The sequence below is a fragment of the Lactonifactor longoviformis DSM 17459 genome (genome assembly GCF_900129135.1).
GTDB lineage: Bacteria > Bacillota > Clostridia > Lachnospirales > Lachnospiraceae > Lactonifactor > Lactonifactor longoviformis.
In genome coordinates this window covers 61,612-80,638 of sequence record NZ_FQVI01000020.1, presented here as the reverse complement: position 1 = coordinate 80,638, position 19,027 = coordinate 61,612, and the positions used below count along the sequence as shown (strand labels likewise).

The 19,027-nt window shown below is 45.6% G+C and carries 23 protein-coding genes; 1 reads left to right on the top strand and 22 read right to left on the bottom strand.

Translation table 11 applies throughout. From position 1 onward, the window contains the following. Nucleotides 1-370 precede the first annotated feature (370 nt). From BUA56_RS23445 to BUA56_RS16135, 22 genes are all read right to left on the bottom strand, one after another. The gene (locus BUA56_RS23445; protein WP_207650945.1) at nucleotides 371-541 is read right to left on the bottom strand and encodes a hypothetical protein; all 171 of its coding nucleotides are present in this window, start codon (nucleotides 539-541) and stop codon (nucleotides 371-373) included. Between the two features lie 59 nt (nucleotides 542-600). Then, the gene (gene rsfS, locus BUA56_RS16230; RefSeq protein ID WP_072853612.1) at nucleotides 601-954 is read right to left on the bottom strand and encodes a ribosome silencing factor; all 354 of its coding nucleotides are present in this window, start codon (nucleotides 952-954) and stop codon (nucleotides 601-603) included. Next, on the bottom strand, nucleotides 941-1,552 hold the full coding sequence (yqeK, locus tag BUA56_RS16225; RefSeq protein ID WP_072853610.1) for a bis(5'-nucleosyl)-tetraphosphatase (symmetrical) YqeK: 612 nt from the start codon (nucleotides 1,550-1,552) through the stop codon (nucleotides 941-943). The genes rsfS and yqeK overlap by 14 nt, the downstream gene beginning before the upstream one ends. Next, nucleotides 1,549-2,181 carry a nicotinate-nucleotide adenylyltransferase gene (nadD, locus tag BUA56_RS16220; RefSeq protein ID WP_072853608.1) on the bottom strand — a complete coding sequence of 211 codons (633 nt, stop codon included), beginning with the start codon at nucleotides 2,179-2,181 and terminating at the stop codon, nucleotides 1,549-1,551. Before nadD ends, yqeK begins: the two co-directional genes overlap by 4 nt. A 37-nt stretch (nucleotides 2,182-2,218) precedes the next feature. Then, entirely contained in the window at nucleotides 2,219-2,512 is a 294-nt protein-coding gene (gene yhbY / locus BUA56_RS16215) for a ribosome assembly RNA-binding protein YhbY (RefSeq protein WP_072853606.1), read from the bottom strand. A gap of 8 nt (nucleotides 2,513-2,520) precedes the next feature. Further along, nucleotides 2,521-3,813, bottom strand: a complete 1,293-nt coding sequence (obgE, locus tag BUA56_RS16210) for a GTPase ObgE (protein WP_072853604.1) — start codon at nucleotides 3,811-3,813, stop codon at nucleotides 2,521-2,523. 130 nt (nucleotides 3,814-3,943) lie between these two features. Then, nucleotides 3,944-4,231, bottom strand: coding sequence for a 50S ribosomal protein L27 (gene rpmA / locus BUA56_RS16205; protein WP_072853602.1), 288 nt, complete (start codon nucleotides 4,229-4,231; stop codon nucleotides 3,944-3,946). Nucleotides 4,232-4,235: 4 nt separating this feature from the next. Then, nucleotides 4,236-4,559: a ribosomal-processing cysteine protease Prp gene (locus tag BUA56_RS16200; RefSeq protein ID WP_072853600.1), complete on the bottom strand. Its 324-nt coding sequence runs from the start codon at nucleotides 4,557-4,559 to the stop codon at nucleotides 4,236-4,238. 16 nt (nucleotides 4,560-4,575) lie between these two features. Continuing rightward, nucleotides 4,576-4,881, bottom strand: a complete 306-nt coding sequence (rplU, locus tag BUA56_RS16195) for a 50S ribosomal protein L21 (RefSeq protein WP_072853598.1) — start codon at nucleotides 4,879-4,881, stop codon at nucleotides 4,576-4,578. Between the two features lie 159 nt (nucleotides 4,882-5,040). Further along, complete coding sequence (locus tag BUA56_RS16190) at nucleotides 5,041-5,991, bottom strand: CPBP family intramembrane glutamic endopeptidase (protein ID WP_084068020.1); 951 nt, start codon at nucleotides 5,989-5,991, stop codon at nucleotides 5,041-5,043. Nucleotides 5,992-6,002: 11 nt separating this feature from the next. Further along, entirely contained in the window at nucleotides 6,003-6,368 is a 366-nt protein-coding gene (locus BUA56_RS16185; RefSeq protein WP_072853594.1) for a VOC family protein, read from the bottom strand. 1 nt (nucleotide 6,369) lies between these two features. Next, entirely contained in the window at nucleotides 6,370-7,560 is a 1,191-nt protein-coding gene (locus BUA56_RS16180; RefSeq protein WP_242946780.1) for a ribonuclease E/G, read from the bottom strand. Beyond that, nucleotides 7,553-8,272 (bottom strand): TIGR03936 family radical SAM-associated protein, encoded by a 720-nt coding sequence (locus tag BUA56_RS16175; RefSeq protein ID WP_341443512.1) that lies wholly within the window; start codon nucleotides 8,270-8,272, stop codon nucleotides 7,553-7,555. Before BUA56_RS16175 ends, BUA56_RS16180 begins: the two co-directional genes overlap by 8 nt. Beyond that, on the bottom strand, nucleotides 8,253-10,112 hold the full coding sequence (locus BUA56_RS16170; protein ID WP_072853589.1) for a TIGR03960 family B12-binding radical SAM protein: 1,860 nt from the start codon (nucleotides 10,110-10,112) through the stop codon (nucleotides 8,253-8,255). The genes BUA56_RS16175 and BUA56_RS16170 overlap by 20 nt, the downstream gene beginning before the upstream one ends. A gap of 190 nt (nucleotides 10,113-10,302) precedes the next feature. Then, complete coding sequence (locus BUA56_RS16165; RefSeq protein WP_341443511.1) at nucleotides 10,303-11,319, bottom strand: ABC transporter permease; 1,017 nt, start codon at nucleotides 11,317-11,319, stop codon at nucleotides 10,303-10,305. Continuing rightward, nucleotides 11,316-12,311 carry an ABC transporter permease gene (locus BUA56_RS16160; RefSeq protein ID WP_072853587.1) on the bottom strand — a complete coding sequence of 332 codons (996 nt, stop codon included), beginning with the start codon at nucleotides 12,309-12,311 and terminating at the stop codon, nucleotides 11,316-11,318. Before BUA56_RS16160 ends, BUA56_RS16165 begins: the two co-directional genes overlap by 4 nt. After that, on the bottom strand, nucleotides 12,311-13,159 hold the full coding sequence (locus BUA56_RS16155; RefSeq protein WP_072853585.1) for an ABC transporter ATP-binding protein: 849 nt from the start codon (nucleotides 13,157-13,159) through the stop codon (nucleotides 12,311-12,313). The genes BUA56_RS16160 and BUA56_RS16155 overlap by 1 nt, the downstream gene beginning before the upstream one ends. Then, nucleotides 13,156-13,311, bottom strand: coding sequence for a hypothetical protein (locus BUA56_RS23215; protein ID WP_167594281.1), 156 nt, complete (start codon nucleotides 13,309-13,311; stop codon nucleotides 13,156-13,158). The genes BUA56_RS16155 and BUA56_RS23215 overlap by 4 nt, the downstream gene beginning before the upstream one ends. A 147-nt stretch (nucleotides 13,312-13,458) precedes the next feature. Then, nucleotides 13,459-14,547: a HAMP domain-containing sensor histidine kinase gene (locus BUA56_RS16150; RefSeq protein WP_072853583.1), complete on the bottom strand. Its 1,089-nt coding sequence runs from the start codon at nucleotides 14,545-14,547 to the stop codon at nucleotides 13,459-13,461. Next, nucleotides 14,544-15,233 (bottom strand): response regulator transcription factor, encoded by a 690-nt coding sequence (locus tag BUA56_RS16145; RefSeq protein ID WP_072853581.1) that lies wholly within the window; start codon nucleotides 15,231-15,233, stop codon nucleotides 14,544-14,546. Before BUA56_RS16145 ends, BUA56_RS16150 begins: the two co-directional genes overlap by 4 nt. 36 nt (nucleotides 15,234-15,269) lie before the next feature. Further along, a complete protein-coding gene (locus BUA56_RS16140) occupies nucleotides 15,270-16,214 on the bottom strand; it encodes a helix-turn-helix transcriptional regulator (protein WP_072853579.1) in 945 nt (314 codons plus the stop codon). Between the two features lie 249 nt (nucleotides 16,215-16,463). Continuing rightward, nucleotides 16,464-17,855 (bottom strand): MATE family efflux transporter, encoded by a 1,392-nt coding sequence (locus tag BUA56_RS16135; protein WP_072853577.1) that lies wholly within the window; start codon nucleotides 17,853-17,855, stop codon nucleotides 16,464-16,466. Nucleotides 17,856-18,144: 289 nt separating this feature from the next. Here BUA56_RS16135 and BUA56_RS16130 point away from each other — a divergent pair, with 289 nt between their 5' ends. Next, nucleotides 18,145-19,020 carry a MerR family transcriptional regulator gene (locus BUA56_RS16130; RefSeq protein WP_072853575.1) on the top strand — a complete coding sequence of 292 codons (876 nt, stop codon included), beginning with the start codon at nucleotides 18,145-18,147 and terminating at the stop codon, nucleotides 19,018-19,020. Nucleotides 19,021-19,027: the final 7 nt, after the last annotated feature.

Below are 19,027 nucleotides of genomic sequence, written 5' to 3'. Positions count from 1 at the left end.
CAAGTCAGCTCGAGGCTCCGTTCCCCTCAGCTAAGTCCTACCAGCTGCTAAACTCGTCAGGAAAGCCTTCCTCGTTAATCAGCTGGTGGACTGGATCTTCGGCTCACTCCGCTTAACCTCCCTGACTTGTCCCTATCCCCCGCCCCCTGGCCCTGTCCCCCCGGTGCTCCCTCCTATATCCTGGCAGAGACTCACTTCACATTCACGGAAAACGGGTGGGGAAGGTCGAGAATTGTACACTTTTCCTTTTGTTTCGCACTATTAGTAGCCCGATTTTTTGGATAAACAACCTAATCCGTTGCAATTATTAATTCCATTCTCTTTGGCAATATTACATCTATATTCTATCTGACAATTTTACAGCCGTATCCTACACGGAGGATATCATTCCCCTTCTGATAAATCTCCCCCTGGAACTCCCTCCCGCCCGAACCAGCCAGCCCGCCGCCGCGGGTTTTCTCTCACCGTCCCCCTGCCACCTACACCTGCCGTCCAGAAATACCTTGAGCCGAAGTCCAAATGCTGCACCATTAAATCCCAATTATTGCAAAAAAACACGGCAAAGCAAGCCGTCCCAGCTCACATTGCCGCACTCAATTTCTATTCTAATTCACTCGCAGAGATACAAGTCCCGTCTCTCCAGATTCTTTCCAGATCGTAGAAAAGCCTGTTCTCTTCATCGAAAATATGAAGCACAATATCCCCGTAATCCATTAAAATCCAATTTGCGTTCTGGTATCCTTCTATCTGCTTTGGTTCATATCCTGCTTTTCCCAGGAATTCTTCCACGTTGTCAGCCATTGCCTGCACCTGGTTGCGGTTGGATCCGCTGGTGATGATAAAGTAATCTGCCAGTGTGGTAATTTTTTCAATATCGATCACTTTTATATCAATTGCCTTTTTATCCTCCAGGGCATCGCAGGCAAGACGTGCCATTTTTTTACTCTGATTCATTTGCCGTTTCCTCTCTATGTCGTTCATTGTGTAATCTCTCGTAGTAGTTAAAGGCCTCTTTGGTAGCTGTATCAATTTCTCCGGAATTGCCTTCCAGATAGGCTAGTGTATCCTTTAATATCTCGTACATACACTCATCCAGATCTCTAAATGCAAGTCTGCGTATCTGACTGAGGTGCTGTGCCTTGCATCGCATAGGTTCAATGTAGTCTGCAATATAAACAATCTTCTCCAGCGTATTCATTTCCGGCTTTCCTGTGGTATGATACCTGATGGCAGAAAGAATCCCGCTGTCTTTTATCTGGTATTTCTCTTTGGCTAAAAATGCGCCCAGCTTGGCGTGGAGAAGAAAAGGATTCCGCATCTCAAAGGAATTTATTTTTATCCCGTATTTTTTACACAGTCTCAGCTTCTTCTTGTTTGGTATGCATTTGGCACAGTCATGCAGAAGACCAGCTGTCTGTGCCTTCTGGACATTTTCCCCATGGGCCATTGCCAGGCCTGCACTGGTGTACATTACCCCCATAGTATGCCGGAAGCGCTCCTCATCCAAATCTTTTTTTAAGATTTTGGTCATTTTTTCGATGTTGTAGTTCATACCTCTTCACTGTCCTTATAAATCTTGTGTTCTCTGATATAGTCCATCACATTATCTGTGAGATAATACTTCGTAGTTCTGCCGTCCTTTACCCAGGAGCGGAGCATTTTTGATGATACATCTATATTGATAGAATCCAGTTTTACAAAGCTGCCCTGAAACTTATAAGTCAGTTTCCACATGATTTCATCCAGTTTCTGATGGCTGGTATGATTTCTGGTGGCAACTACCACAGTACAGGCGTCACAGATTCTTTTAGGCTCCCGCCATTTATCAAAATCAAAGAGGGAATCTGCACCCAGAATGAAATAAAACGCAGTATCCGGATACTGGCTTTTCAGGCGCTCTAACGTTCGATAGGTATACGAATACCCATCCTCGTTCATTTCTATCAAAGAGAGCTCAAAATGGGGGTTAGAGGCGATTGCCAGACGTACCATATCGACTCTCTCACTGTCCGTAGCCCTGCCCTGACGGTTTTGCTTGTGAGGGGGATTCCCTGCCGGCATAAACCATACCTTATCCAGCTGAAACTGCTCATAGGCAGTTTCACCAAGTATGAGGTGGCCGATGTGTATGGGATCAAAGGTTCCGCCCATGATTCCGATTCGTTTTTTTTCCTGATTCATGATAGTCTTCCTCGTAAGGTGCTGTATCTGCCTGCTTTTATTTGGGAAGTTCTATTTTTTTCTTATCTTTTTTTCCTTCCTTATACAGCACAATCTTTTTTCCAATCACCTGAACTACCTGAGATCCTGTTCTCTCCGCAAGAATCTGGGCCATGGCCTTTGGATCATCCATACAGTTCTGAAGCACAGAAATTTTAATAAGTTCTCTGGCGTTCAGTGCTTCTGCGACGGATTTTGTATTTTCCGGCGTCAGGCTGGACTTGCCGATCTGAAGAATGGGATCCACATTCATGGCCAGCCCTTTTAAATACGCTCTCTGTTTACTTGTCATAAATCCTCCTATTTATAATAATCAAAATCAAATCCGTACATACGTACGGTATCTCCCTCTTCGATCCCGGCTTTCTCTAAATCTGCCAGTATTCCTCCTTCTTTGAGGAACTTCTGGAAGAAGGCAAACCCCTTCTCAGAGTCAAGATTCGTATATCCCAGCATCTTCTCAATCTTAGGTCCTTCCACAATAAAGATATGGGGATCTTCCTCACTCTTCACTACCGTGTAGGGAAGGTTCTCCGCAATCAGAACATCCTCAGGGAAGAACTCCTGTTCAAACACAATCGGCTCAAGCTCTGTATGATCCAGCAGCTCCTTTACATAATAAAGCAGCTCCTTCACACCCTGCCCGCTTACTGCCGAGATCGCAAATACACGGACACCTTTGGGCTCAAATTCTTTTCTGATAGCTTCTACGGGATCTTCCCCCTCCTGGTATAAGGCATCAATTTTATTAGCGGCGATTACCTGGGGACGTTTTGCAATCTCCGGATTGTAAGCCTCCAGCTCTTTGTTGATTTTGTGAATATCCTCAATAGGATCTCTTCCCTCTGTAGAAGCTGCGTCTACCATATGAATAATGACTCTGGTGCGCTCTATATGGCGAAGAAACTGGTGTCCCAGTCCCAGCCCCTCAGAAGCGCCTTCAATTAATCCGGGGATATCTGCAATGACGAAACCGTCCGTGCCTTCCAGATCTACTACCCCCAGATTGGGATTCAGAGTAGTAAAGTGGTAATTGGCAATTTTGGGACGTGCATTGGTCACTCTGGAGAGAAACGTGGATTTTCCTACGTTCGGGAATCCCACCAGCCCTACATCTGCAATTACCTTCAGTTCCAAAATTACGTCCAGTTCCTGGGCTGCCTGTCCGGGCTGTGCATATTTGGGCACCTGCATAGTGGCCGTGGCATAATGCTGATTCCCTTTGCCGCCTCTGCCGCCTCGTAATACAACCTGACGGCAGTTTTCCCCCGACATATCTGCAATTACTTTTCCGCTCTGGGCTTCCTTGATTACCGTACCTTCCGGTACTTTCAGCACAATATCCTGTCCGTTGCCTCCGTGGCACCTTCTTTTGCCGCCCTCCTCACCATCCTGGGCGGCATATTTTCTTTTGTGACGGTAGTCTCCTAAGGTATTCAGGCCCTCGTCAACTTCAAATATGACATCTCCGCCTTTTCCTCCGTCTCCTCCGTCCGGCCCTCCGTTGGGAACATAAAGCTCCCTGCGGAAGCTTACATGGCCGTCTCCGCCTTTTCCGGATCTGATATATATTTTAGCTCTGTCTGCAAACATAATTCACCTGTTTTTTTCTTTCTTCTAGTTCAATCACAATCTTTTTACTGCATATTATAAGTATGATCAATAACATAAAAACCATGCAACACATTAGATGATTGCATGGTTCCATGTTATACGTGACTTATTATTCTGCTGATACAGGAACGATAGAAACCTGTTTCTTATCTCTTCCTTTTCTTTCAAAACGAACAACACCATCCACTAATGCAAATAATGTATCGTCTCCTCCGCGTCCCACATTCACACCCGGGTGAATCTTAGTTCCGCGCTGTCTGTAAAGAATATTGCCAGCTTTAACGAATTGGCCGTCAGCTCTTTTCGCACCTAAACGCTTAGATTCGGAATCTCTGCCGTTCTTGGTAGAACCAACTCCTTTTTTATGAGCGAAAATTTGAAGGTTCATCTTTAACATGTCCTTACACCTCCTTGAATATCAAATGAATGTATTCTTTGCCGTAGTTTTCCTGAATCATTTCTAATCCAAGAACCATTGATTTTAATAGTAATGCTGCTGTAGTACTGACAGGACCAGTAATCATACATTTTAAGTACCCATCCCTCTGCTCTCCCCCGAATTCATCCTCCGTAAAGGTTTCGATGGAATTCACAGCGTTTACAGTAAGGGCTGAAACCGCCGCGCAGATAATATCATATCCCTCATCGGCGTAGTCTGCATGTCCACTGGTTTCAAATCCTATATACTCACCGTCTGACCTTTGATATACAATAACCGTAATCATAATCGCCTGTCAGGAATTAAGCATTAATTTTTTCGATTTTCACTTTTGTGAACTGCTGTCTGTGACCGTTCTTTTTGTGATAACCAGATTTTCTCTTATACTTGTAAACGATAACTTTTTTCGCTTTACCGTTCTCAACTACAGATGCGGTAACACTGGCATCAGCAACATCTGCGCCAACCTTTAACCCGTCGTTGTTTACTGCAAGTACATCATCAAATGTAACAGTCTCTCCAGCTTCTACACCAAGCTTTTCTACTCTAATGATATCGCCTTCGGCTACTTTGTACTGTTTACCACCTGTTGCAATAATTGCGTACATATGGCACCTCCTATTATCATTACTCGCCAAATATGGTGGCTGCCTTCCTGTTGAATTACTCAGAAAGCAACGCTTCTGACCTCTTTGTGCGGCATCCGTATTATAATAGCACAAGATATTGTGTCCGTCAACTGTTTTTTCCTTCAAATTTCCAGCAGTTTACATATTCTGCCTTAAGAGATCATGAAACTGAGAATCAAATAAAATTCCGTAGAGTAAAAGCGCAAATCCCGCCGCCAAAATCAGTACGGTTGATACAATCAGCACTGTGATAATCATTCCCTGTCTTTTTTTAGGAAAAAAGGTGCTCCTGTATCCTTCCTCCCTATAGTGGAGCAGATAATTACCACCGTAAGCAGCAAAAGGCACACAGCAGGCCATAACCAGATAGACGCCGATGCTCGCCACCGGTACAGTATTCAGACTGGTCTGCGACAGATCACTCCCTGCTCGTTCCAGTATTTTTGCAGAATAGGAGGAGATGGCCAGTGGTACGTAGTTATTTACCCCGTGAAAAATGGCGGGATATACCATATTTTCCGTCTCCAGCATGACATAGGATAAGGCGGCTCCCAGAAGCGCGGTGGGCACGAATCTCCATATGCTCGTGTGAAAGATGCCAAACAGAATTCCCATAATAAGTACAATAAGCCACTTTTTCTTCAGCGGAAGCATACTGTGAAGAATGACTCCCCGGTGCACTGCCTCTTCACACACGGCAGGCATCACTACCGTAAACAGAAATCCAACCGCAAAGGGTACGGAACTGATCACGGAGCTTAGCCCTTGGCTTACCCCCAGCATCTCATCAGGAAAAAACCATGTAATGATTAATGTGAGTACCATTACTGTGAGAAAAGAAGCCAGCCAGAGAAGAATGGTTCCTGCTGCCTTGGAAAACCTGACTCTGCCTACGGGAAATATTTCTTTGAAATCAGCCCTGCATAGTTTTACGCAGACAATGGCCATTGCCAGAAGGAGCAGTTCAGTCATTGCAAGCCCGTACATGCCAAACTGCATCTGCAGAGGAGCCATAATAAAGTAAAAAGAGAACATCACCACTGCAAAAAACAGCAGGCCGTGATAAGGTCTTAATTTTCTTTTATCCATACGCAATTTCCCTATTTGGACGGTACAATCTCGATCCAGTAGCCATCCGGATCCGTGATAAAATAGATACCCATAGCCTCATTTTCAAACACAATGCATCCCATCTCTTTATGTCTCTTATGGAATCCTTCATAATCGTCTGTCTCAAAGGCAAGATGGAATTCACACTCTCCAAGGTTGTATGCCTCTGTCCGATCTTTCAGCCAGGTAAGCTCCAGGGTAAAATCGGTGGTCTGATCACCCAGATAGACCAGTGTAAAGGAACCATCCTCCGCATCTTTCGTTCTGACAGGCGTAAGCCCCAGAGCTTCCTTGTAAAAGGAAAGGCTCTTTTCCAGATTCAGTACATTAAAATTAAAATGTGCAAATTTCAGCATATTATTTCCCTCCTATTTCTTCCGCCAGTGATTTTCTTACTTTTTTTCTGGTTACTTCAACGATGTTAAGCTTCGTCATATCCACAAGTACCGTGTGAACCGGATCTCTGCGGAGATATTTTTTTAAAACATTCAGCAGCTCTTCCTGATGTTCCTTTCGCTCCAGGTTAATAAAATCAATCAGAATAATACCTGAGAGATTCCTCAGCCGCAGCTGTGCCGCAATCTCACGGGCTGCCTCAAGGTTAATTTTGCGGTAAGTTTCCTGCTGCTTTTTCTTACCTGTATATTTTCCGGTATTTACATCCACTGCCACAAAAGCTTCTGTCTGCTGGATCATTAAAAACCCTCCGCTTGGAAGCCATACTTTTTCTTTTGCCGCATTATCCAAAGCGCGCTCCAGAGAATAGAGCTTGTGAAGTGAGAGCAGCCTGTCCTCGTAGAGTCTGAGCTTTTCGGCATCTTCCTTCTGATACTCTCCCAGATACTCCCCAAGCTCAGCAAAAATAGCCGGAAGATCAGTGACAATCTCCTCCAGGGTATCCCCGTAGACATCCCGCACAGCCTGAATATAAAACGGGCTGGCTTTTTCCAGCAGACTGTAGCAGGTCCTTGTTTTGCAGATATCAAGCACCCGCCTCCAACGCTTTTTCAGGTATTCCAGTTCTGCCAGTATCTCCTGCTTCTCGGCCTCACCGCTGTTTGTGCGGACAATCAGGCCGAATTCCGCCTCCATACAGGGCGCCAGCCATTTTCTCAGACGCTCCCGGTCTTCCCCGTTCAGCTTAGAGGAGAGGCTGAGCTGGCGGCGCTGGCTGGTGAGTACCAGGTATTTGCCGGTAAAGCTAAGATTGGATGTCAGGTTATAGGCCTTGGATTTTAAAGGCTCCCGGTTTACCTGCACAAGAACTTCATCTCCGGCTTTTACAATATTGTCTTTTTTCGGATTTGTAAAGTAAGGAACTTCTTTTGATAAGGGCAGATAGCCTGTCACCCCCGGGGAAAGCTCCACAAAAGCCGCATCAATATTGGGAGATACATTTTTTACCTTTCCAATATAAATGCTGCCAAGCAAGGCTTCCTGTTCCAGAGATGAGAGCCGCAGTTCCAGCACCTTTCCTTCTTCCACAAGTGCGGTAACTGTCCTCTCCTGGGAATGTATCTGCATCTTTGTAATAATCAGCTTACTCAATTTCTTCTCCCAGTCCTTCCAGCGATACGAATACCGGCCGGCCTTCCGCCTGAATCTCTCCGTAGGTTTCGAGCCGATGGACCTCAAAGGCATACTCCAAAACAGAAACTGACAGATAGCCGGCAAAAGCTTCCATCACCAGTTCTGGTTTTGTATTATTCGCGCTTCCTGCTGCCAGTTTTAAAAAGATACTTTCCCCTTCTCTTCGCATCTCATAGATAAAAGGCCGGATATCAATTTCCTTTTCGCTTTTTTTGGTTTTTTTCCAGATGAGCAGCTGTTCCTGACTGTAAAAGTCAGCCAAATGCTCCAGAAACATATCCCTCAGCTTTTCCTGACCGGGACGGAAAGTTACCAGATAATCCGCGGCGGCCACCAGGGACATAGCTTTGCTGGCTTTGCCGTCATCTACCTTTTTTATACTTAAGATCCTCATGCCTTCCACCATAGCGGCGTTCAGGCGCTTTTTCATATCCTCTGAGTTTGTCGCAGTATTTACTTCCATATCGAAGTACTCTCCGGTGCTTGTGATGCCAACCCCCAAGGGTGCGGCAAAGGACATAATCATATGGGGACTGAAGCCCTCTGAAAAAGCAATGTCAATCCCTGCTCTGCGGATAGCCTTCTGAAAATACCGCATGATATCCAGATGTCCGATAAACTTCATGGATCCTTCTTTTGCAAATTTCACTCTAACCTTCAAGACAGACACCTCCTTTGTATCTTCCCGCACCGCAGCCGGAACACTGCTGCCTGCAGTTAGGCGTTATCTCTTCCTCTTTTGCACGGTTCCATTCCCGAATCAAAAACTTTTTGGTCACACCGATATCTATAAAATCCCAGGGCAGAATCTCTGTGACATCCCGCTCCCTCATGGTATAAAAATCCGGATCTACTCCCAGATCCTTAAAAGCCTGCTCCCAGGCCTGGGGTCTGAAGTACTCTGACCAGGAATCAAAAAGGCTTCCGTTCTCATAGGCCTTTCGGATCACAGGTCCGATCCTCCGATCCCCCCGGGCCAAAATGCCTTCCAGTACCGTAACATCTGCCTCATGCCAGTTATACTTAATGCTCTTTTGGTTCAGCTGGGCCCTGATGGCTTCTTTTACAAATCTGGCTTTATCAAGAAACTGTTCTTTTGTAAACATAGGAGCCCACTGGAAGGGGGTAAAGGGCTTTGGCACAAAAAAGGAAGTGCTTACTACAATCTGGCACTTTCCTTGGCGCTGCTCCTTTGGAATCTCGTAATATCTCCGGGCTATTTTCTCTGCCAGCTCGGCAATTCCTCTCATATCCTCCTCTGTTTCCGTGGGCAGTCCCAGCATGAAATACAGCTTTACTCTGGTCCATCCCCCTTCAAAGGCACTGCCCGCTCCTTCCAGGATATCCTGCTCGGTGAGGCCTTTGTTAATCACATCCCTAAGCCTCTGTGTGCCTGCCTCCGGTGCAAACGTGAGGCTGCTCTTTCTGATATCCTGAACTTTGCTCATAACATCCAGAGAAAAGGCATCAATGCGCAGGGAGGGCAGCGAAATATTGACGCCTTTCTTGTCAAATTCCTCTATTAAAAACTGGATGAGTTCCGGCAGCTGAGAATAATCACTGGAGCTTAGTGAACTCAATGAAATCTCCTCGTGCCCGGTATTCACCAGCATATCCTTTGCTGCCTGTTTCAGGTACTCCAGCTTTCTCTCTCTTGTGGGACGGTACAGCATTCCTGCCTGGCAGAAACGGCATCCGCGGATGCAGCCTCTCTGGATCTCCAGAGTTACCCGATCCTGTGTAGCTTTAATAAAAGGTACCACAGGGGCCTTTGGATAATACGTATCTGTCACATCCATAACCACCTGTTTTTCCACCTTCAGAGGCGCACATTCACAGGTAGGAGCAAAGGATGCGATGGTTCCGTCCTCGTGGTATTCCACCCGGTAAAAGCCAGGCACATAGATGCCCGGAATCCCTGCCGCCTTTTCTAAAAATTCTCTTCTGCCTCCGCCCGAGCGTTTGTTTTCTTTATAGACATCAAGCAGCTGATTGTATACTGTTTCTCCTTCGCCGATATAGAACAAATCAAAAAAGTCCGCCAGAGGCTCCGGATTATAGGCGCAGGGGCCTCCTCCTATGACAATGGGCATGTCCTCTGTTCTCTCTTTGGAAAGCAGGGGAATCTGGCTTAGATCCAGGATCTGGAGAACGTTGGTGTAGCACATTTCATACTGCAGCGTCAGCCCCAGGAAATCAAAATCTTTCACAGCATCCTGGGATTCCAGAGCAAAAAGAGGGATTTTCTCCTCACGCAGTACCTGATCCAGATCCGGCCAGGGGGAATAGACACGCTCACACCAGGTATCCTCTCTCTGGTTAAACATATCATAAAGGATCTGGATACCCAAATGGGACATGCCAATCTCGTACACGTCCGGGAAACACATGGCGAAACGGATATCCACCTTGTCTTTCTCCTTCATCACCGAGTTGACCTCGTTTCCAATATAACGGGCCGGCTTCTCTATATTTAGTAATATTTCATCGTTTAAGGCTAGTTTTCTCATTTTCTTCCTCTCGTTTTTTGATTGTCTTGTATCAATCAGGAGCAGCTGTCCTTTTTATGCGGCCCTATGAATAGATACAATTTTACCTATTATAAACATTTTACGGAAGAACTTCAAGTAATATCTCTCATTATACTATATAGAGCAGCCGAATCAGCTCCAGAATTTTTTTTGGAGGCTGCTGCTGGTTTCATGCGTGCTTTTTCCTTCGCAGGGAAATCTCTATATAAAGCAGGAACCATCCTGCACAATGAAACAGAAGAATGAAAATATCCTTTGTTACCAGGGCCGTACTGCCGGCTGTCAAGTCCATAATGCCCTCAAAAGCCGCCTGGGAGGGAATCAGGTAGCATACAGCAGAGAGAAACGGATGGCTGACTCCTACGAGAAAGCAGAGAATCGGAACAGCCATAAACAGCAGCATAATAACTTTGATATATACCACACCCATCATCAAATCCCTGGAAAGTCTGCCTACAAACAGACCGATAAGTGCTGCCACAAAAGAAGAGAGCAGAATCAATATCAGCATGAGGACGGCATTCTGCAGGGATAGCCGAAAGCAGATACAGGCTGTAAGGATTGAGGACAAACACCCACAGAGAAAGCCAACGATAATCTTCTGCAGAATATACTGGCTTCGGGTGATAGGTAAAATCTCGTTTATTAAGGCCACTCCGTCCTCCTTTTCAGAAACCATGTTCATTGCATTATAAGTACATCCCATAAACATAGCTATAATCAGTGTAACTGTGATAAACATATCCTGAAGCCCTGCCATCACACCAGGGCGCTCCAAAATCTGAACCTCTGCCCGCCTGGATGCATTCCGCTGTTCATACAGAGCAGGAAGCGTGTCAGCAGTCTGGCGAAAGATATCCAGCTCGTCGCCGGCACATATTGTTTGGATGCCATTCCCGTCCGCCTCCACTCCTATCAGATTTGTAGACGGTTCCCTAATTCCATTTATCAGTTCCTCAAGGGACGGATAAGCTGTCACTGTACCATATCCCTCCAGCCATGCAGCGGTTTCTTCCGGCATATCATCCCTCAATATTCCGAACTGAAGCTCCCCCAGGGAGGTAAGGTCGATGGAACCCACGTAATGCAGAGCCGCCGCAGCAAGGATTGGCAAAAGGAAGGTCATCAGACAAAACTTGTCCTTCCGCACACTTTTCAGCTGATAGCGCAAACCCTTCATATTCATGCCGCCTCCTTTCCCATTTCTCTGCGAAATAACTGATGCACGCCGGCATACAGTACTGCAATCATTGAAGCGATGCCCAAATAGTAGAAAGGACTGGATGCAGAGATGCCAAAATAAGCGTTTTTCAGTCCCATGTATATGTGATAGAATGGATGAAGCCCAATCCAATCCAGCTTTACCGCCGTATTTGCGGAAAGAAACACCGGGGTTGCAGCAAATATGGCTATCAGCAGATAGACCAGAGTAAATTGCCGGAAGTCTTTCAGCAGCAGGGCGCAGACCAGACCTGTCAATGCCATAATCAGCGACAAGAGCGCCGTTTGAAAAAGGATTGCGGGCAATATCGGCATTGCAGCTGAAACTCCAAGATTGAGTATAGTAAGCAATACGGCAAAAACAAGATCAGACAGCAGAAACAGTATCAGCTTTGACAAGAGAAACAGATTTTCCTGTAAAGGAAGAACGGCATGGACACGTATGACGCCCATCCCCTTCTCCTTGAAAAGTACAGCAGCGATCCCTAAAAATCCGACCGCAGAGATTTCAAAAAACAACAGTTCACAGGTAATCTCTCTTCTTGCTTTCTCTTCCGGTGTATAAAGTCCAACATCCCCCGCAGTATAAGGGGCCGCCGGCTGCAAGAGAGACAGGGCGTAGTCAGCCCTATGGCGGTCAGCCTTTTCTGTTCCCCCGTAAAGTACAATCTGTATATCCCCAGCAGCGGCGTTGATGCCTACGCTGTTGGCATCCTGGTACAAGGCCCTGTCAAACGCTTCCTTCGAGGATACACGCCGAACCAGCGCCGAAGTTCTCTCCTGTGTACCTGCGGGATCGTACAAATACACATTATATATCTGAGTATCCATGAATCTGACATATCCAAAGTTTACATAAAGGGTATATAAAATTAAAAACCCCAGGGACACAAGAAAAAATCTGCCTGACCTCATAAGCCGGATGTCTTTCCCGAGCAGCGTACGAAAATATTTCATCAAGACAATCCCCTCCCTGTGTATTGAATAAACATATCTTCCAGCGTCGGTTCCTGGGAATGAATACTGATAATCTCATCATGCAAAAAGGACATGCCTGCCTCCAGTTCATGGATGTCAATTACTTTTTCTTCCCGTTTTCCCTGATAAAGATAGTCAATCCTAATGTGGCGATTGCTGTTTTTCTCTTTCAGATTCCCGGGGGTATCCAATGCCACGATTTCTCCGCTTGACAGAAAGGCTACGCGGTCGCACAGCAGATCTGCGTCCAGCATGTTATGGGTGGTCAGAAATACAGTTGTCCCTTTCCGGCGTTCTTCCTCAATGATTCTGCGGAACAGAACAGCTCCGGATGGGTCAAGCCCGCTGGTGGGCTCGTCAAGAAAAAGCAGTCTCGGATTGCTGATCAGCGCCCTTGCCATGCTCGCCCGCTGCCGCATCCCCTTTGAATAGGAGGAAACCGGTTTTTTTATAAAATCAGATTTGAACTCCAGCTTTTCTAAAACCTCCCCGATGTCACGCAGCTGTTCTTTGGGGTAGAAGGCGGAGAAGTATCTGAGGTTATCCACAGCGCTCAAATTGGAATACAGATAAGGAAATTCAAACAAAACGCCAATTTTTTGGAAAAATTCCCGATTGTGAACGGAAGCGATATCCTGTCCGAACAGAGATACTTTGCCTCCATGCCCTTTTAGGATCCCTGTCAGAATTTTTTGTGTCGTTGATTTTCCGGAGCCGTTAGGTCCCAAAAAACCAAATATTTCTCCATCTTCTACAGTGAAATTCAGGCCGTGAAGGGCTTTTTTGTCTTTCCCGTAGGAGAATGTCAGGTCTTTTACTTCAATCACTCTTCATCCCCCCATTTCTCCTGCTGCTCCTTTTTCTTTTCTCGCTGCCTCTTCCCCCACCATCTCATAAACTTAAGCTTAACGGGAATGAGGACTGCCAGAGCGATTACTATCACCAGCCACCAGTACCATGCAAGACCTAGTAATGTCATAAAAAGTTACCTCCCTTCTCAAAAGTTACTGTGATTAATTCTGTAATAATCATAAGAAAAAGAATTGAAGCCGTTGCAATGTCTCTGTGAAGACAGTGTAAAATTTCCAATTAAAAAAGGCTCCCGTTAAGGAACCTATCTATAGGACTATGCAGTTGCTGAAGGGACAACGGGGATAGAAAAATAGAATTGCACACCATCTGAAAGATTTTCCACCCCGTAGGGCAGTCCATGCATGTTCAAAATCTGTGACACAATCGCAAGGCCCAGTCCGGAACCACTGTATGTGGAATTCCTCTCCCGGTAAAACTTTGTCCAGATCTTCTGCAGATTCTCCTGTGGGATGGCGGGACCCTGATTATAGACTGAAAAATGCAGCAGCCCGTTTTCTTTTGTCAGCGACAGCTTCACAATGCCCCCCGGACGCACATTCTTTCGGGCGTTCACGATTAGATTATCTAAAACCTGCTCCATCCGTTTTTTATCTGCAGACACAAAGCTTCTATGCTCAGGCAGTTCATACTGAAGTTCAAAATCTATGTCCGGAATATCAAGTAAGAGACGTCCGGCCACGATCTCCACAAGCTCCACAAGGTCAAAGCGCTCCGGAGTAAGCTCTGAAGCCCCTGATTCCAGGGCCGAGAGATCCAGCAGAGCAGTAATAAGCCCGTTCATGCGCTCTGTCTCAGAGATAATGATCTTGTAATACTTCTGTCTTTCCTCTTCGTCGGCCTCATCCTGCAGTCCTTCTGCGAAGGCTCTTATAACGCCGATCGGCGTCTTCATCTCATGGGACAGGCTGTCTGCCAGCTCCCTGCGCTCCTCCAGCAGTCTGCGCTCTTTTTCTACCTCTTTTTCAAGCTGTGTGTTCGCAGCCTCCAGATTTGCAAGAGTCTGCTGCAGCTTTTCAGCCATTACATTCAGGTTTGCCGAGAGCTCTCCGAATTCATCGGCAGATGTGACAGAACATGCGCTGGAAAAGTCCAACCCAGCCATCTTTCGGGCCGTCTGGCTAAGCTTAATTACAGGTTTCGAAATAAAGTGCCCCATCAGGAAATCAACGGCAAGAACTATGCAAATCACAAAAACAAACCATAGGGCGAATGCAATATCAGGTGATATCTCCAGCTTTGTGGAAATAATATAGGAGAGAATGAGAAGAGCGCCGGCCAGCTTGGAAACCATTATTATTTTTTTACGGACGGTTCGGAGTGTAAAGCTGTCTCTTATCTTCATACGCCCACCTCAAACTTATAGCCGGAGCGGATAAGAGTGACAATACGTCTTCCTTCCTCCCCTAATTTCTGACGCAGGTTCTTAATATGCGCATCCACAGTTCTTGTTGTCCCCGCAAACTCATACCCCCAGATCCGATTCAGAAGCTGTTCCCGGCTAAATATCTGCTCTGGATTGGTCATAAAAAAATGAAGCAGCTCATACTCCTTATGGGTTAATGAAATCTCTTTGCCGTCCAAAAGCACCTTGTGAGAAGCCGGCACCACTGTAATCTTTCCTGCGTTTAAAGTATCCGGCGGCAGGGAAGCAATCCGGTGCAGCAGGACATTTACCTTTGCCAGCAAAACTTTGGGACTGAAGGGCTTCGTTATGTAATCATCTGCCCCATACTCATACCCCCGCAGTTTATCATCCTCGCTGCTTTTTGCGGTAAGCAGAATAATGGGCAGACTGCTCATCTGGCGGGCAGTCCTGCAGACTGAAAATCCGTCCAAATGGGGCATCATCACATCCAATATCATAAGGTCAACTGTCTGATTCTTCAAAATCACCAGTGCATCCACACCGTCATCCGCTGTGAAGCATCTGTGACCGCCCCTATTCATGAACTTGGCAATGATCTCCTGCATATTCTTATCATCTTCTACAACTAATATATTCGCTATAGCAGAATACCCCCTTTCCATATCAGCATCCTGAGGCTCCGCGCGTTTTATGTTCCGCTAAAGCAATCCCATGCCGTTTATTACTTCCACAGCGTTGTCAGCTTCTCTGTCTGCAACGAAAATAGCAACGCTGTCATTGATTCCCCGCCCCATACCATAACGCACTGCGGCCAACCCGGCATCTCCCATGTCCTGCTTATAGGCAGCAATGCCATTATTTTTCAATGCTTCTATTATCATATCTGCCTGCATGGTTCCGTCTGCTGTGAAAACTTTTACCGGCAGTACTTCCTTAACTCCCTTTGACGTGTCAGTGAACTCTCTTTTTCTTAATCGTCTGCTGCTAAAAAAGGCTAAGATTCTCAGAACAGCAAAACTCAATATCGCAATTCCTGTAAAAAATATGACCGCTGCGCGCACAGCCTGGGATGCCGTACCGCCTATTCGGAAGATATAAAACACATATGCGGCAGAAAATATGCCCGAACACACGATGCTCATTAAGGCATCCTTTGCGGGAGTACTTTGAATTCCCGAACCGTTTTCCCATGTGCCATGATACAGCATAATTCCTATATATGCTATGCCTCCGACAAGTAAGGCAAACGTTTCCCCAGCAACGGTCCACAGTTCCTTTGTTACAATTAACTGCACAATAATCAGGACTGCAGATAGCGCAAACATCAGGCCAAATGCCGTGTTTCCTGCTCTTACCGCCTTATCTTTTTCTGATTTACTGTACTCTGCGACCTTAGATAATGTCTCTTTTCCCTCTTGATCCATACTTTCGCTTCTCCTTTCTCCTTCTAAGATGTCATTGATTTCTACCTCGTAGAAATCTGCTATTTGAATCATAATGCTTAAATCCGGCATATTCGTACCCGTCTCCCAGCGGGATACACTCCTGCCGGATACAAGGAGTATTTCTGCAAGCTGTTCTTGTGTTAACCCTTTTTCCTTCCGGAGCTCCTTTAGAAATCTGCCGATTTTCTTTGCATCCATTGCCAATTCTTCCTTTCTATTTGCATAGTACCATCTTTTCGAATAAAAAACACGACACAAAGCGAGAAATACCGTTTTTCATCCCTAGACACAGGTGTCTGGGGATAAACTCTTGGTACTTCAGCACTCTTCCTGCACAAAAGCCGCATTGTGCAAAAAGAGCAACAGGACCCGCCCCATTGCTCCATAAGTATTATAGCACTATCAATCTTCTTATGCAAATTTTATAGCTTTTAGCAGCAACCGGAATTACGCAAAGCCGCCCGCTCCCGGATTAGCTTCTTTTCCCCATACTTTTGCTGCGCTCAGTTCCTTATGAAGATGCACGGCCATAGATACGGTGACGGCAGCCGACAGTATATCAGCAATGGGCTGAGCATACAGTACTCCCTGCAGGCCGCAAGCCATTGGAAGAAGTAAAATAACAGGCACAAAACAAATACCCTGCCGGCAGGCACCAAGGAAACACCCCTCTTTCGCCTTTCCCATTACCAGGAAGAGGAATGAGTACACAGTGTAAAAGCCAAAGAAGATAAAGGAAAGACCATTTGCTCTCAAAGCGGCTGCCCCCACACGGACCATCTCCCTGTCTCCTTTTGTAAACAAGGTCATGATTTGCGCAGGAAAGATTGCTGCAGTCAGGCCGAATACCACACAAAATAAGGTAGACCAGAGGATAGCGGTTTTGATTGCTTCATACAGGCGGTCAAACCTTTTTGCTCCATAACTAAACCCGGCGATTGGCTGAAAGCCTTTCAGAAATCCAAATACGATCAGGCTTCCCATGGACATAATTTTAGTAAACGGTCCCATCGCTGCCAGAGCAGATACCCCATACTCTTTCGCCGCATGATTCATCATACTGATAGAAAGACTGGTCAATACCTGAAATAGCAGTGTGGGAATCCCTACTTTCAAAATCTCGGACATAATTTCTCTGGAATAGTTGCACTCCCTGATGCGGAAACTGAATACACTCTTTTTTCGAAAGATATAGCACAAGTAGACTGCTGTGGAAACCATCTGTGAAATTGCCGTGGCAATGGCTGCACCTGCCACTCCCAGTTGAAGCACATAAATGCAGATCGGGTCTAATACCGCATTTAACAGGGCACCTGCCATCAGTGCACACATGGCTGTTTTAGACGCTCCTTCACTTGCTGCGATATTATTCATTGTGACATTAAATACGTTAAAAATCGAAAATATGATATAGATACTGGCGTAAGAGATTGCATAAGGCATAACACTCTCGATTGCTCCGAGCTGTTTTAAGATTGGTCTCAGAAAAATGACAGAGCAAACAATGAGTATTGCTCCCACCAAAATACTGCTGTACAAGGCGGTGCTGGCAACTTTGTCCGCTGTTTCCTTATCCCCCCGCCCAAGCAGCCTTGAAAGATAGGCGGCAGCCCCATTTCCAAACAGCAGCCCCAGACCTACGATCATTTGTCCCAGAGGAAAGGCCACCGTGACCGCACCCATCTGATCCGTTCCCAAACCACCCACAAAATAGGTATCCACCAGATTATACAGTGCGTTAATCAGCATACCAATCATGGTGGGAAGCCCCAACGACAGCAGAGCCTTCGGTATTGGCACACTTCCCAGAAGTTCCATTTTTTTGTTTGGTTGATTCATAATTAGAGTCTCCTTTCACTTCACACAAACTATAATATATACTACTATATATTACACTATACACGACGCTGCTTATGGTACTATAATTTATAGTATTTGTCAAGTAAGCACGGATGATATTTGCCGCTATCCGCTTCCCCCCCTTCATGATTTATCTTCAATTGATGCAAAATGTATTGACTTACACGTAACGTGATACTATATTCTAGATTTATAGAGGCAGAATATATGTTTGCCGGCACTCTGCCTCATACTCAATTACTAAGGAAACTGAAGGAGCTGATAGGATATGCGAACCACAAGCCAAGTTGCTGCATTCACAGGAATAAGCAAGCGCACCCTGCAATACTACGATGAAATCGGACTGCTAAAGCCAAGTAAGTTAACACAGTCCGGATATCGTCTGTACGACGAGGATGCTATGCAGAAGCTTCAGCAGATACTGTTTTTTAAAGAACTGGGGTTTTCATTAAAAGAAATACGTATCATAATCCAAAAACCTGATTTTGACAGGATAGCCGCTTTTAGAAAACAGAAAGAATTGTTCCTGCTAAAACGGAATCGTATAGACAGACTCATACAGCTCCTTACCCGCCTGGAGAAAGGGGAACATTGTATGGAGTTTAAAGAATTTGACCTGACAGAATATATCCAAGCATTGGAACAATTTAAAACCACCAATACGAAAGATATCATAAAAAATTGGGGAAGTCTTGAGAATTTTGATTTATTTATCCAGAGAGCCAGAGACAGGGAGGCTGAGATTGCCAAGCATGCAATCAAAGAGTATGGCAGCGTGGAGAACTATACAGAGGCTATGAAATACAACCTGGAACACTTCTCTGAACGCATGGAGGAACAGATTTCAGAGGAGACGAGAAAGCGCGCCCGGCAAATCACTGACCTATATAAAAGGCTGACTTCTGATATGCAGAAAGATGTCTCATCGGAAGATATTCAGACGATTGTAAGGGAACTGGTAAAACAAACGCAGGAAAACACAACCGCAGATTTTCTAGGACGAAACTATTGGGAGATGATTGTGGATACCTATTCCAATGACTATATCAAAGCTGTCACTGATACAAAATATGGCCCAGGCGCATCAGACTATATTGTCAGAGCTTTTCAATACTGGATCCGTCATAACTCATCATTCGAATAGTCTAAAC